We start from the raw sequence: 13377 nt of genomic DNA, 5'->3' as shown, positions 1-13377 counted from the left end.
ACGGCGTTACCCACATATGACGGCATACAGCGAGGCGCAGCAGGTCGGGCAGGAGGCCGTCAGGTCCGCGATCCTCGACGCCGCCACCCACCTGCTGGTCACCGAAGGGCCCCGTGCGCTGACCGTGCGCAGGATCGCGGGCGAGGTGGGCTGCTCGACCAAGGTGATCTACACGCTGTTCGGCGCCAAGGAGGGGCTGGCCGAGGCGCTCTGGCTGGAGGGATTCGCCAGGTTCGAGCGCGCCCTGCTGGCAGGGCGCAGCGCCACCGACCCGCTGATCAGGCTGAACGAGTGCGGGGCCGCCTACCGCGCCTACGCGCTCGCCGAGCCCGACTACTACCGGGTCATGTTCCAGAGCGCGCTGCCCGGCTTCGTGCCCAGCCCCGGCGCGATGGCGGCGGCGCGCAGGGCCTTCGACATCCTCTACACCGACGTGGCGGCCTGCCTGGAGGCGGGACGGCTGCGCGGTGCCACCGCCCAGGAGATCGCCGACCTGCTGTGGATGGCCGCGCACGGCGCGACCAGCCTCGAACTCTCCGGCCACATCGGCGCCGACGAGGCCGAACCGCGCTACCTGATGCTGTGCGCCTCGGTGCTGCACTCGTTCCTGTCCGACCCACGCGACGAGAGGACACCACCACCATGACCACTCCCTACAGGAACGGGTTCGCCCCCGTCTCCGAGGAGGTCACCGCCTTCGACCTGCCGGTCACCGGGCGGATCCCCGCCGAGCTGTCGGGACGTTACCTGCGCAACGGCCCCAACCCCTTCGGCCTCGACGATCCCGGCGCCGCGCACCTGTTCCTCGGCGAGGGCATGGTCCACGGGGTACGGCTGCGCGACGGCAGGGCCGAGTGGTACCGCAACCGCTGGGTCCGCAGCGCCGAGGTCGCCGGGCGCCTGGGCGAGGAGCCGAGGCAGGGACCCGTCCACGCGGGCATGGACTTCGCCGCCAACACCCACGTCATCGGCCACGCGGGGCGGACGTTCGCGACGGTGGAGGCGGGCGCGCGGCCGTACGAGCTGACCTACGAGCTCGACACGGTCGGGCCGTGCGACTTCGGCGGGACGCTGCCGGGAGGCTACGCCGCCCACTCCAAGCTCGACCCGCACACCGGCGAGCTGCACGCCATCGCCTACTACTTCGGCTGGGACCACCACCAGCACGTCGTGATCGACCCGCAGGGCAGGGTCAGCAGGACCGTCGACATCCCGATCGCCGACGCCCCGATGGTCCACGACCTGGCGTTGAGCCAGCGCTACGTGGTGATCTACGACCTGCCCGTGACGTTCAGCATGGACCACGCGGCCAAGGGGGCGCCGCTGCCCTACAGCTGGAACGACGACCACCCCGCGCGCATCGGGCTGCTGCCGAAGGACGGCGGCGGCCAGGTGCGCTGGCTGGAGGTGGAGCCCTGCTGGATCTTCCACACGCTCAACGCCTACGACGACGGCGACCAGGTGGTCATCGACGCGGTGCGCTACCCCAAGAGGTTCGTCGACGCGCGGCTCGACCTCGGCGGCCCGCCGACGCTCGACAGGTTCACCCTCGACCTCACCTCGGGCAAGGTGAGCGAGACCAGGCTCGACGACAGGGCGCAGGAGTTCCCGCGCGCGAACGAGCGGCTCACCTCCCTGCCCTACCGGTACGGCTACGCGGCGACGGCCGACGACTTCGTGGACGTCGTCTACCCGGGCGACGCCGACCTGGAGGACCTGCCCGACGCGGCGTTCGGCAACGCGCTCATCAAACACGACCTCGAGGCCGGCACCCAGCGGGCGCGGCACTTCCGCAAGGGGGCGTCGGTGGGCGAGCCCGTGTTCGTGCCCGCCGAGGGCGGCGTGGCCGAGGACGACGGCTACGTCATGGCCTTCGTCAACGACCCCGACAGGGGCGCCACCGACCTGGTGATCCTCTCCGCCCAGGACTTCACGGGCGAGCCTGTGGCCACCGTGCACCTGCCCGCGCGCGTCCCCCTCGGATTCCACGGGAGCTGGGTGGCCGACACAGGCGTGTCATGAGTGAGAGAGGGCGCTCGCGGTCTCTCCCGTCGGATCGCATGGCGTGAGGCGGTAGCCTCTTTAGGTTGGGAAAACGTGAAGAGGGAGAGGCCGTGACCGCTCTGGTCGTCGCCATGGACGGGCCTTCGGGGTCGGGTAAGTCGAGCGCGTCGCGCGGGGTGGCCCGTGCGATGGGGCTGCGCTACCTGGACACGGGGGCGATGTACCGCGCGATCACCTGGTGGATGCTCCAGCGGGGCGTCGACCTGACCGACCCTGCGGCCGTCGCGGCCCGCGCGGGCGAGCCCTCGCTCGTCTCGGGCACCGACCCCGACGACCCCACCATCCACGTCGACGGCGTGGACGTGGCGGGGCCGATCAGGACCCAGGAGGTGACCGGCGCGGTGTCGCTGGTCGCCGCCGTGCCCGAGGTGCGGACCAGGCTCGTCGAGATGCAGCGGGAGATCATCGGCAAGGGCGACATCGTGGTCGAAGGCCGCGACATCGGCACCGTGGTGGCCCCCGACGCGACGCTGAAGGTCTACCTGACCGCCAGCGCCGAGGCCAGGGCGCTCCGCCGTACGGTGGAGCTCAACGTCGAGGCGAGCGGACCTGGCGGCACCACGGTGGAGGCGCAGCAGGCCGCGATGGCCAGGCGTGACACCCTCGACTCGACACGGAAGACCGACCCTCTCTCGATGGCGGATGGCGCCGTCGAGGTCGATACCACCGCGCTCGACCTCGAAGAGGTCATCGCGGAGGTGCTGAGGTTGATCAGGGAGCGATGGGGCCAGGAGGAGTCCGAGCTCGGTCGCGCCCATACACACGAGCGCGCCTGACGTCAGGCGCGGTACTCAAAGGAACGAGATACGTGACTACGGGGGAGTACGACGACTCCGGCTGGATCGAGGCCGAGCTCGCCGACATGGAGATCCCTGTCCATGGCGAGGAAGAGCAGGTGGCGCTGCCTGTTCTGGCCGTCGTCGGGCGGCCGAACGTCGGCAAGTCGACGCTGGTCAACCGCATCATCGGCCGCCGTGAGGCGGTCGTCGAGGATGTGCCGGGCGTGACCCGCGACCGCGTCACCTACGACGCCACCTGGCGCGGCAGGCGCTTCACCGTCGTCGACACCGGCGGCTGGGATCCCGACGCGACCGGCATGAACCTGCGCATCGCCGAACAGGCCCAGATCGCGGTCGAGCTGGCCGACGTGATCCTCTTCGTGGTCGACGCCGTCGTGGGCGCCACCGACGCCGACGAGATCGTCGGCGGCGTGCTGCGCTCCTCGGGCAAGCCGGTCATCCTGGCCGCCAACAAGGTCGACAACCAGCAGATGGAGCTGGAGGCGACCTCGCTGTGGTCGCTCGGGCTCGGCGAGCCGTACCCGGTCTCGGCGCTGCACGGCCGCTCCTCGGGCGACCTGCTCGACGTGGTGCTCGACGCGCTGCCGCAGACGCCCAAGCAGACCTTCGGCGAGGCGAAGGGCCCGCACAGGGTGGCGCTGCTCGGCAAGCCCAACGTCGGCAAGTCCTCCCTGCTGAACAAACTGGCGGGCGAGGAGCGGGTGCTGGTCGACCCGATGGCAGGCACCACCCGCGACCCCGTCGACGAGCTGATCGACCTCGGCGGCACCACCTGGCGCTTCGTCGACACCGCCGGCATCCGCAGGCGCGACCGCGAGCTGCAGGGCGCCGACTTCTACGCCGCGATGCGCACCCGCGCCGCGCTGGAGAAGGCGGAGGTGGCGATCGTGCTGATCGACGCCTCCGAGCCGCTGACCGAGCAGGACCTGCGCATCATCGGCCTGGTCATCGAGTCGGGCAGGGCGATGGTCGTGGCCTTCAACAAGTGGGACCTGGTCGACGAGGACCGGCGCTACTACCTGGAGAAGGAGATCGACAGGCAGCTCGTCCGCACCCCGTGGGCGCTGCGGGTCAACATCTCCGCCAGGACGGGACGCCACATGGACCGCCTGGTCCCGGCGATCGAGAAGGCGCTCGACTCCTGGTCCACCCGCGTGCCGACGGCGCGGCTCAACGCCTTCCTCACCGAGCTGGTGCAGCAGACGCCGCCCCCGGTGCGCGGCGGCAAGCAGCCGAAGATCCTCTTCGCGACGCAGGCCTCGACCGAGCCGCCGAAGTTCGTGCTGTTCACCTCGGGGTGGCTCGAGGACACCTACCGGCGCTTCATCGAGCGGCGGATCCGGGAGGAGTTCGGCTTCGCCGGGTCGCCGATCGAGGTGACGATGAAGATCCGCGAGAAGAAGAAGGGCGCCCCGGCGAAGAAGTAGGCCCCGCCACCGGCGGCCCGCGCCCCTCTCCGCCGGAGAGGGGCGCCCGCCGGGGTCATTCCGGATGGTTGTGGGCGTCAAGGGTGAAGGGGCTGCGCACGCCCTCGTAGACCAGGTGCAGCGTCATCCCCTCCGCCGCGTGGCTGAGCTCGTGGCAGTGGGACAGCCACACCCCTGGGTTGTCGGCCTTGAGCGCCACCTCCCACACCTCGCCTGGCGCCACGTCGAAACTGTCCATCCAGACCGGCGCCGCCCGCACCCCGTTGCGCGACAGCACCAGCACGTGGTGGCCGTGCGGGTGCATCGGATGCAGCTCCCCGCTCCTGTTGACCACCGTGAACCGCACCCACTCGCCCCGCCGCACCAGCGCGGGCGGCACCCTGGGCCACACCTGACCGTTGACCGTGTGCGACAGCCTCGGGATCCCGCCACGCAACGCGACGAGCCGGTCCAGCACCCACGTGTACGACCTGTCGAACCGCTCGGGCGCCCGCGTGCCGCTGGTGCCGTACCGGGTGATGTCGAGGGACGGCCCTGCGGCGGGAGCGGGAGCGGCGCCGGAGCCCGGCGTGAGGAGCAGCCCCGCGCGCTCCGCCGCCAGCAGCACGGGCCGCGACGGCATGGTGAAGACCAGGTCGTAGCGGCCTCCGGCGGCCAGCCGCGCCTGCTCGTCCGTCAGGACGCGCCCCGCCACCGGCACGCCGTCCACCGCCGCGATCCGGTACGGCACGCCGCTGACGCCCAGCGTGCGCGGCAGGTTGTCGGTGTTGACCACCCGCAGCCGCACGGGTGTGCCCGCCGCGACGGTCCGGACGGCCGTGCCGTCGGCCGGAGGCCCGCCCGCCACCGACACCGTCAGCGCCCCGCCGAACGTGTGCAGCGCCACGGGCTCGTCGAACCCCTCGGGCGCGGCGGCGTCGACGGTGAGCGTCCCGAACAGCCCCTCCTGCAGCGCCAGGTTCGGCGTCTCGTGCGTGTGGTACCAGTAGCTGCCCGGCTGGTCGGCGCGGAAGCGGTAGACGAAGGCGCCGCCTTCGCGCACCGCGTCCTGGGTGAGCCCCGGCACGCCGTCCTCGCCGTTGGGCACGTGGTAGCCGTGCCAGTGCAGGGTGACGCCCCTGTCGGCCAGTTCGCTGCGCAGCCGGACCTCGACCGTCTCGCCCTGCCGTACGCGGAGGGCGGGGCCGGGGGACAGGCCGTTGAAGGTCAGCGCCTCCACTCTGCGCCCTGAGGAGAGCGTGATCGTGGCGGGTTTCGCGGTCAGCTCGAAGCGCCGGACGGCGTCCCCGGCAGGGCCGCGCAGCTCGGTGACGTCGACGGAGCCTGTGGGCGACAGGCGCAGCGCCGCGGCGGGGCGGGCGTTCCACATCGACAGGCCCGTCCACGCCACCGCCAGCGCCGCCACCACGGCCCCCGCCACCCGCCATGCTCGCCCCCGCGGCCCCCTGCGCGTGAGCATCGACCAGGTGGCGGCCGTCGCGCCGAGGACGGCCAGGACCAGCACCACCGACGGGTACGGCGCCAGCGGATACCCCATGCCCACCGAGATGGCCGCCCCCGCCACCCCCGCGTAGGCCGCGGCCAGCGGGAAGACGAAGGTCAGCGGGGTGAAGGACCCGCGCAGCATCCTGGGCAGCGACACCACCGCGGCGGCCAGCGCGGGCGGCAGCAGCAGCGGGAGCGCCAGCAGCACCTTCTCGCCCGCGAACCACCACCCCGCACTCGCCAGCGCGGCGGTCACCGCGACCCTGCAGGCCGTCGTCAGCAGGGCGGCGACCACCAGCAGCGCCGACGGCCCGGCTTGGCGGGAGACCACGGCATGGCCTCCCGCCAAGCCCCACGAAACGGCGACCAGAATGACCAGGATCCGGTCGAGCGCGGTCAGCGCGGCCGTGCTCACACCGTTTCGGTGGCCCTGTGGCCGGTGGCGGCCTTGGCGTGCGCCTGCGCGCCCCGCCAGGCGGAGATGGCCGCGCCCAGCAGCAGGACGCCGATGATGGCGTGGAAGCCCAGCACGTAGAGGCTCGCGGGCGAGGTCTTCTCCATCGTCGCGCCGGCCAGCTCGGCCAGCGGGAACAGGACGAACATCTGGATGGCCACCAGTACGATCGGCGCGACGCAAGCGCCGATCAGCTTGCCGGGCGCGCGGGCGATGGCCGCGATGATCGTGGTGATCAGGGACACGGCGGGGATGACGAAGAAGCCGTTCATGACGTGCCAGCCGATCGCCGCGGCCTCCGGATTGGACGGCTTCGGCGTCTCGAAGGCGCCGTAGGTGGCCAGATAGAACTGCAGAACCACGAGGGCGAGCTGGATCACGGTGAAGACGACCAGGACCTTGCGCATGTCGTGCTCCTCAGGGGGGTCGGTCCACCCATGCTGAGCGCGAGATGCCCGGTCGCGCATGAGTAGCCCCATACTCAGCCGATCTGTAACGCGTGCTAGCATCCTGCGCAACACGTCGAGGGAGACGAGTAACCCGGGCCATCCAGGGCCGAGAGAGCCGCCGGAAGCTGGGAAGGCGGCCCCAGGACCCCGGGCGAAGACACTCCTGAGTGCGGGGAGGAAATGCCCCGCCGGTCTGACCTCCGTCACAGGGTCGTGTGAGGCCGCTCGCGAGGGCGGCGAAGGCGCGGTGGCACCGGGAGTTCCCTTCTCCCCCGCGTCCCCAAGGGATCATGCGGCTCAAGGAGTTGTGATGATCTCTCGTGTCCTGTCGGCGGAGCTCGCGGAGCACGCCGGACAACGAGTGAAGGTCGCCGGGTGGGTCCACCGCAGGCGGCAGCTGAAGTCCGTTTCGTTCCTCATCGTGCGCGACCGTACGGGTCTCGCGCAGGCGGTCGTCTCCGGTGACCTGCCGGTCGAGGAGAGCGTGGTCGAGGTGACGGGCACCGTCACGGTCAACCCGCAGGCGCCCGGGGGCGTCGAGCTCACCACGCCGGAGATCACCGTGCTGGCCGAGCCCGCCGTGGCGCCGCCGTTCGACCTCTACCGTCCCGGCGTGCCCGCCGCGCTGCCCACGATCCTCGACCACGCGCCCGTCGCGCTGCGGCATCCGGCGCTGCGCGCGCCGTTCCAGATCGCCGCGGCCGGCGTCGCCGGGTTCAGGGCGGCGCTCGACGCCCTCGGGTTCACCGAGATCCAGACGCCGAAGATCGTCGCCTCGGCCACCGAGTCGGGCGCCAACGTCTTCGGCATCGACTACTTCGGCGGGCCCGCCTACCTCGCCCAGTCGCCGCAGTTCTTCAAGCAGGCGATGGTCGGGGTCTTCGAGCGGGTCTACGAGGTCGGTCCCGTCTTCCGCGCCGAGCCTCACGACACCGCCCGCCACCTGGCGCAGTACACCTCGCTCGACGCCGAGCTCGGCTTCGTGCGCGACCACCGCGACGTGATGGCCGTGCTGAGGGAGGCGATCGCGGGGATGACCGAGGAGGTACGGCGGCGCGCGGGCCAGGCCGTCGAGACGCTGGGCGTCACGTTGCCCGAGGTGCCGGAGGAGATCCCCTCGATCCACTTCACCGAGGCGCAGGCGATGACCGGCGAGGACGAGCCCGATCTGTCGCCCGCGCAGGAGCGGTGGCTGTCGGAGTGGGCGCTGAGGGAACACGGCTCGGAGTACCTGTTCGTCACCGGCTACCCGATGGTCAAGCGGCCGTTCTACACCCATCCCGACCCGGAGAGGCCCGGCTACTCCAACGGCTTCGACCTGCTGTTCAAGGGGCTGGAGCTGGTCACGGGCGGGCAGCGGCTGCACAGGCACGCCGACTACCTCGCCGTGCTGGGCGAGGACGTCGGGCCGTACGAGGGTTACCTGTCGGCGTTCGCGCACGGCATGCCGCCGCACGGCGGGTTCGCGATCGGCCTGGAGCGGTGGACCGCCAGGCTGACGGGGGCCGCCAACGTCAGGTCCGCGACGCTCTTTCCTCGCGACCTGCACCGGCTGGCACCCTGATCAGCAGCGCGACCGCCGCGCCGACCACGCACAGCGCGGCGGTCGCCACGAACATCTCGGTGTACTCCACGCGCAGCGCCGCCTGCACCTTCGCGGTGTAGACGGCCAGCTGCCGGGCGTAGGCGGCCGGATCGACGCCGAAAGGCAGCGGGGTGTCGAGGTCGGCGGTGAGCGACTGGAAGCGGTAGAACCCCCACGCCGACACCGCGGCGATGCCGATCAGCATGCCCATCATCCGTGCCACCACGACCGCGGCGGAGGCGACGCCGTGCTGTGCGGCGGGCATGACGCGCAGCGCGGCCGAGGAGACGGGCGCGATCACCACGCCGAGCCCGGCGCCCGCGATCACCAGGTCGAGCGGGCCGGTGAGCGAGCCCGACATCAGCCAGTAGCCCGCCGCCGCCACGACCAGCCCGGCGACCATGACGAGCGGCTCGCCGTATCTCCTGGTGAGCAGGCCGCCGGCGAGCGCGCCTGCCACCAGCGCGCCGAGGAACCAGGCCAGCGTGAGTGCCCCGCCCAGCGCGTCGGCTCCGAACAGCGTCTGGGAGGCCAGCTGCACGAACACCATCGTGACCAGCAGCGCCGCGCCCGACAGGAAGCTGACGCCGAGCGTGGCCAGCAGCGGCCCTTTGGGAACGCCGGTGAGATCGAGCAGGCGGACGGGGGAGCGGATCTCCCACCAGACGAACACCGCGGCCACGAGCAGGCCCGCGCCGATCAGCGGCGGACCCCACGCGGGCAGGACGGCCTTGGCGGGATCGGGGTTGTACAGCCCGGCCACGAGCAGGCCGAGCGCCACGGCGAGCAGCGCGCCGCCGGTGACGTCGACCCTGCCGGTGCGCGCCGCTGACGGGGGAACGGTCCGCTGGACCGCCACGGCGGCCAGCGCCGCCAGCGGCACGTTCAGCCAGAAGATCGCGTGCCAGCCGCCCAGCTGCACGCCGAGCGGGGAGAAGGCGGGCAGCAGGGCCACGACCGCGCCGTAGAGCGGGCCGAGCGCGCTGCCGAGCTCCTGCGCCGCTCCGACGGCGCCGAGCGCGACGGGCCGCTCGTCGTCCTTCCACAGGTCGCCCACCAGTGCCATCGTGATCGGCAGCAGCGCGCCGCCCGCGATGCCCTGCACGGTACGGCCCGCCACGACCATGGGCAGGGAGGCGGCCAGCGCCGTGAGGACCGAGCCGAGGGCGAAGCAGGCCAGGCACGCGTGGATCAGGGGGCGCCTGCCGTACCGGTCGGAGAGCTGGCCGAGCAGCGGCATCGCGGCCACGTAGCCGAGCAGGAACCCGGTGACGACGGGGGTGGCCCGCTCCAGCCTGTTGATGGGGACGCCGACGTCCTGAGCGATGGCGATCAGGACGGTGACGACCACGTAGGCGTCGAGGGCCGCCAGGAGGACGGCGGTGCCGCCCACCCCGAGGGCGACGTTGCGGCGCAGGCTCATCCGGCGGGCGGGGTGATGGTGAACCGGGCGTCGTAGTCCGACAGCGTCACGGTGACGGATCCGCCGTCGAGCGGCAGGTCGATCTTGGTGAGTCTGCTGGACGCCGCGTCGATCCAGAGCTTGCCGTTGATGTCGGCGCTGACGCCGGGGATCAGCGCGCCGATCGTCTGACCGGGGAAGGTGGCGGCGACGCGGTAGGCGCCGTCCTCCTGCGCCTCGGTGGTCGGCTCGCCGAGCCCGCCGATCAGCGCCGAGATGCCCTTGTCCGGATCGAGGAGCGTCGAGGGGTCGTAGCCCATACCGGCCATCAGCAGCCCCTTCGACACCTTCTGGTAGCGGCCCGTCGTGGCCTTGAAGTGGACGGTATCGCCGATCATCACGAAGCTGAACTCCTGCAGGTTGTTCCCGAGCGACATCTGCAGCGTGCCGTCGGCGTCGCCGGTGGAGGTCAGCCTGCCGTCGGCCTTCTTGAGCTGGATCTTGGGCGCGCCGTCCGTCGTGATCGAGAACGACGCGCTCTTGACCGCCTTCATCGCCTCGGCGGACTTCTTCACCAGCTCGGAGCCCTGGGGCAGGGCCTCCTGACTGGAGCAGGCCGTCAGTGCCAGCGCGAGGGCGAGGAGGAGGAGCTTTCGCAGCATGCCCGGATCGTAGCGCTCAACGCAGACTCTTGAGGTGCTCGAGAATCGGGTTGTACGCCTGCTCGAGCGCCTCGAGTTGGTCGTCGGTCAGCAGGTCGACGAAATGGTCGCGCACGCTTGCGACATGGTAGGGCGCGACGCGCTGCATGGTGGCCCACCCCTCTTCGGTCAGAACAGCGAACGTTCCGCGCCTGTCGTCGGGACAGTCCTCCCTGGTGACCAGGCCTGCCGCCTCCATCCTGGAGATCTGGTGCGACAGGCGGCTGCGGGACTGGATCGTGGCGTCGGCCAGGTCGCTCATCCGCATGCGCTTGCCAGGACACTCCGACAGGTTGACGAGGATCTCGTAGTCGTTCACCGACAGGCCGAACTCCTGCAGATCGATGCCGAGGCGGTGCATGAGGAGCTTGTGCACGGCCAGGTGGGCACGCCAAGCGCGCTGTTCTGTCGTGGTAAGCCAGCGAGGCGTGCTCATGATCCCAATTTACCTCTCAGACGACGGTGACGACCTCGTCGTAGTCGAGTCGATGCTGACGCGGGTGATGGGAGTCGTTCTCGGCGCGCCTGCCGATGTTGACGACGGCGACGGCGTGGTGGTCGCCCTCAGGAAAGAACTCCTTGCTCAGGCCATCCGCGTCGAACCCGCCCATCGGTCCCGCGGCCAGCCCGGCGGCGCGCAGTCCCACGATGAAGTAGGCGGTCTGGAGCCCGGCGTTGAACTTGGCCGTCGCGACACGCGCGGCCTCGTCGCGCTCGAAGCCGTCCTTGGCGGTCGGGTTGGCGGGGAAGACCTTCGGCAGCTCGTGGTGGAAGTCGAGGTCGGCGGCGAGGACCGCGACCAGCGGCGCCTTGCCGATCTTCGGCTTGTTGCCGGGCGCCATGTGGGCGGTCAGGCGCTCGCGAGCCTCGTCCGAGCGGATCAGCACGACCCTCAGCGGCTGGCTGTTCATCGCCGTCGGGCCGTACTTCACCAGGTCGTAGACGGCGCGAACCTCGTCGTCGGCGACCGGCTCGCCGGTGAAGCCATAGGTGGTGTGCGCCTCGCGGAACAGCAGGTCCTGGGCGTGGTCTGACAGCAGCATGTCAACTCCTCGCGGGTTCTGTCTTACAGCCTCCCAACATGATAGAACTTTCAACTATTCCGCCCACGTAGAGTGATCTCTCATGGCGGAGGAGTCAACGGGGACGGTCATCGTCGCGGGCCTTGCCAACCTGGCCATCGCGGCGGCGAAGGAAGCCGGTCGCCGGGTCGGCGGGGCGGGTTTCTCCATCACGGGGCCGCGTCGGTGCTGATCGGCCTCCTGCTGCTGGCGATCGCGCTCCGCCTGATCGCGGCCAACGCCTCGCTGCCGATCGGGCTTTCCAGGGATCGTCCAGGTCTTCCTCGATCCGACGCCAACGCGGAGAAGCGCGTGACCGACGCCTAGGCGTAGAAGTGCATGACGACCGCGAGGCCGACGAAGTGCATGAGCACGACAGCGGTGATCAGAGAGATGAAGACGAACTTGGCGGGACCGTGCTCGAAGTGCTTGCCCTCTTCCAGCGGCTTGCGCTTGGCCATCCGGTCCGCGATGCGCTCCTCGATGGGCTTCTTGTAGAACACACCCGTATACTATCGTCTACCTGCTATTTTATCGAAACCCTGGTCGCGGGGCGGTCGGTGATAACCGTCACAAGCACCGGCCCGGGAGCCGTCCACTCCAGGAGATGGCGGCCCTGCCACTCCTGCCGCTCCCGCGCGGACAGACCCGACAGGTCCACCTCGCGCAGCCGGTCCAGAGTCAGCTCGCCCCGCTTGATCAGCGCCTCCTTGCGCGCCCAGATCCTGATGAGGTCGGCGTTGCCGGTGACGAGCGCCCGCTCCCCGTCGGTCAGCGCCTGCCCCGCCAACCCCTCGTCCGCGGGCCCCGGGCTCACCTGCTCGGCGTCGACGCCGACCCTGCCGTGGCCGACCGCCGCGCACACGTAGCCGCGCGTGTGGCTCAGGCTGACGCCCAGCTCAGGAGCGTGTTCCAGGTACGGCTTGCCGTGCCCCGCGCCGTGGATCTCGCAGTGCTGCAGCAGCGTGACCTTTTCGGGCGGCAGGTCGAGGTACGCGGCGGCGCAGTGCCGTACGAGCAGGTGGGCGGCGACGAACGAACGACGGTCGGCGTCGCGGACGAACCTGGCGGCCCGCTCCCTCTCCACCTCGGTCAGCCAACCGGCCGAACCGGTGACATCCTCGACGGGGCCGCCCATCGCCACTGGATCACGCATCCGCCCAGACTAGAGGCAGGGACGCGGGTAACCCTAGCCCTTCTTGCCGAGCTTCGTCTCGGTCTCCTTGGCCGCGCCCAGGACAGTGACGTCGCTGACCTTCCACCCGCCCTTCTGCTTGACCATGACCAGCTTCAGGTGTGTGCCGAGGACGTTGCGCACCGCCTCCTTGCTGGTGACCTGCTGGTCCACCGATACCAGGGCCTTGGCGCCCGCGTCGTCGAGTTCCGAGAGGTACACCTCGCGGACCGTCGCCTTGGACACGGCCTCCAGCTTGACGATCACCTGCTCCATCGGGCCGCCGAACGCCTCGTCGTAGGTGGCGAGGAAGTCGCCCGAGGTCATCGCGATGACCTTGCCCCGGGTGGACTGCAGGTCCTTGTAGTCGTAGCTGAGCAGGGTGGTGGCGAACGCGGTGGCCGCGCCCGACACCTCCAGGCGCAGGAGGCGGTCGTGCTCCAACGGGGCCAGCCGGTCCTGGAGCCGGTCCGCGCCGATCCACTGCACGACGGCGGTCACCCCGGCCGTGGCCAGCACCAGCGCCAGCACCGCGCCGATCGCCACCCCGCGCCACCGCGCGCCGCCTCCTCCGTCCGTACGGCCGGGGTCCCCCTCACCCGCCTCCCCTACCTTGACCTTCTCGGCCTCGGGAACCTCGGGCTTCGGCTCCTCGTTCGGTGAGGACGCGGGGTTCGGCTCGGCGCTCTCGGGCGCCTCGGCCTCCGCGGCGGCGGGGGGTACGGGCTCCTCCTCCCGGGTGGTCTTCTCGGTGAGGTCCTGCTTGGTGCTCATA

General features: G+C 71.0%; 16 protein-coding genes. 7 read left to right on the top strand and 9 right to left on the bottom strand.

Going from position 1 to position 13377, the window contains the following annotated elements; translation table 11 throughout:
* Window positions 1-16 precede the first annotated feature (16 nt).
* The 4 genes from AB0B45_RS00325 (at window position 17) to der (ending at window position 4291) form a co-directional block, all read left to right on the top strand.
* On the top strand, window positions 17-646 hold the full coding sequence (locus tag AB0B45_RS00325; RefSeq protein ID WP_358123248.1) for a TetR/AcrR family transcriptional regulator: 630 nt from the start codon (window positions 17-19) through the stop codon (window positions 644-646).
* A complete protein-coding gene (locus tag AB0B45_RS00320) occupies window positions 643-2022 on the top strand; it encodes a carotenoid oxygenase family protein (RefSeq protein ID WP_358123246.1) in 1380 nt (459 codons plus the stop codon). Before AB0B45_RS00325 ends, AB0B45_RS00320 begins: the two co-directional genes overlap by 4 nt.
* A 113-nt stretch (window positions 2023-2135) precedes the next feature.
* Window positions 2136-2840 (top strand): (d)CMP kinase, encoded by a 705-nt coding sequence (gene cmk / locus AB0B45_RS00315; protein ID WP_358124664.1) that lies wholly within the window; start codon window positions 2136-2138, stop codon window positions 2838-2840.
* Between the two features lie 32 nt (window positions 2841-2872).
* Window positions 2873-4291, top strand: a complete 1419-nt coding sequence (gene der, locus AB0B45_RS00310) for a ribosome biogenesis GTPase Der (protein WP_358123244.1) — start codon at window positions 2873-2875, stop codon at window positions 4289-4291.
* A 55-nt stretch (window positions 4292-4346) separates the two neighbouring features.
* Here the strand turns inward: der and AB0B45_RS00305 are convergent, their stop codons facing one another.
* Together AB0B45_RS00305 and AB0B45_RS00300 are read right to left on the bottom strand one after the other, a co-directional pair.
* Complete coding sequence (locus AB0B45_RS00305) at window positions 4347-6191, bottom strand: multicopper oxidase family protein (protein WP_358123242.1); 1845 nt, start codon at window positions 6189-6191, stop codon at window positions 4347-4349.
* Window positions 6188-6637, bottom strand: coding sequence for a DUF6220 domain-containing protein (locus AB0B45_RS00300; RefSeq protein ID WP_358123240.1), 450 nt, complete (start codon window positions 6635-6637; stop codon window positions 6188-6190). Before AB0B45_RS00300 ends, AB0B45_RS00305 begins: the two co-directional genes overlap by 4 nt.
* 352 nt (window positions 6638-6989) lie before the next feature.
* On the opposite strand from AB0B45_RS00300, the gene aspS reads away from it, so the two are divergent.
* A complete protein-coding gene (gene aspS / locus AB0B45_RS00295) occupies window positions 6990-8243 on the top strand; it encodes an aspartate--tRNA(Asn) ligase (RefSeq protein ID WP_358123238.1) in 1254 nt (417 codons plus the stop codon).
* On the opposite strand, the gene AB0B45_RS00290 is transcribed toward aspS, so the two are convergent.
* From AB0B45_RS00290 to AB0B45_RS00275, 4 genes are read right to left on the bottom strand one after another with little or no spacing between them, the layout of a single operon-like run.
* Entirely contained in the window at window positions 8194-9687 is a 1494-nt protein-coding gene (locus AB0B45_RS00290) for an MFS transporter (protein WP_358123236.1), read from the bottom strand. The genes aspS and AB0B45_RS00290 overlap by 50 nt on opposite strands.
* Window positions 9684-10328 (bottom strand): LppX_LprAFG lipoprotein, encoded by a 645-nt coding sequence (locus AB0B45_RS00285; RefSeq protein ID WP_358123234.1) that lies wholly within the window; start codon window positions 10326-10328, stop codon window positions 9684-9686. Before AB0B45_RS00285 ends, AB0B45_RS00290 begins: the two co-directional genes overlap by 4 nt.
* Before the next feature lie 16 nt (window positions 10329-10344).
* Entirely contained in the window at window positions 10345-10803 is a 459-nt protein-coding gene (locus AB0B45_RS00280) for a MarR family winged helix-turn-helix transcriptional regulator (RefSeq protein ID WP_358123232.1), read from the bottom strand.
* Between the two features lie 16 nt (window positions 10804-10819).
* The gene (locus AB0B45_RS00275; protein WP_358123230.1) at window positions 10820-11410 is read right to left on the bottom strand and encodes a malonic semialdehyde reductase; all 591 of its coding nucleotides are present in this window, start codon (window positions 11408-11410) and stop codon (window positions 10820-10822) included.
* An 82-nt stretch (window positions 11411-11492) separates the two neighbouring features.
* On the opposite strand from AB0B45_RS00275, the gene AB0B45_RS00270 reads away from it, so the two are divergent.
* Complete coding sequence (locus tag AB0B45_RS00270; protein WP_358123228.1) at window positions 11493-11621, top strand: hypothetical protein; 129 nt, start codon at window positions 11493-11495, stop codon at window positions 11619-11621.
* Window positions 11615-11755 (top strand): hypothetical protein, encoded by a 141-nt coding sequence (locus AB0B45_RS00265; RefSeq protein WP_358123226.1) that lies wholly within the window; start codon window positions 11615-11617, stop codon window positions 11753-11755. Before AB0B45_RS00270 ends, AB0B45_RS00265 begins: the two co-directional genes overlap by 7 nt.
* Here AB0B45_RS00265 and AB0B45_RS00260 read toward each other — a convergent pair.
* Genes AB0B45_RS00260 through AB0B45_RS00250 form a run of 3 tightly spaced genes read right to left on the bottom strand, consistent with a single transcriptional unit; the run spans window position 11752 to window position 13376 of the window.
* Window positions 11752-11931 (bottom strand): hypothetical protein, encoded by a 180-nt coding sequence (locus AB0B45_RS00260; RefSeq protein WP_358123224.1) that lies wholly within the window; start codon window positions 11929-11931, stop codon window positions 11752-11754. The two genes, AB0B45_RS00265 and AB0B45_RS00260, sit on opposite strands and share 4 nt — an antisense overlap.
* A gap of 23 nt (window positions 11932-11954) precedes the next feature.
* Window positions 11955-12584, bottom strand: coding sequence for a 4'-phosphopantetheinyl transferase superfamily protein (locus AB0B45_RS00255; RefSeq protein ID WP_358123222.1), 630 nt, complete (start codon window positions 12582-12584; stop codon window positions 11955-11957).
* A gap of 33 nt (window positions 12585-12617) precedes the next feature.
* Window positions 12618-13376 carry a hypothetical protein gene (locus tag AB0B45_RS00250; protein ID WP_358123220.1) on the bottom strand — a complete coding sequence of 253 codons (759 nt, stop codon included), beginning with the start codon at window positions 13374-13376 and terminating at the stop codon, window positions 12618-12620.
* Between the last annotated feature and the right edge of the window lies 1 nt (window position 13377).

It is taken from the genome of Nonomuraea sp. NPDC049152, assembly GCF_040648355.1.
In the GTDB taxonomy this organism is placed as follows: Bacteria; Actinomycetota; Actinomycetes; order Streptosporangiales; family Streptosporangiaceae; genus Nonomuraea.
This window is presented reverse-complemented; position numbering and strand designations above follow the sequence as displayed.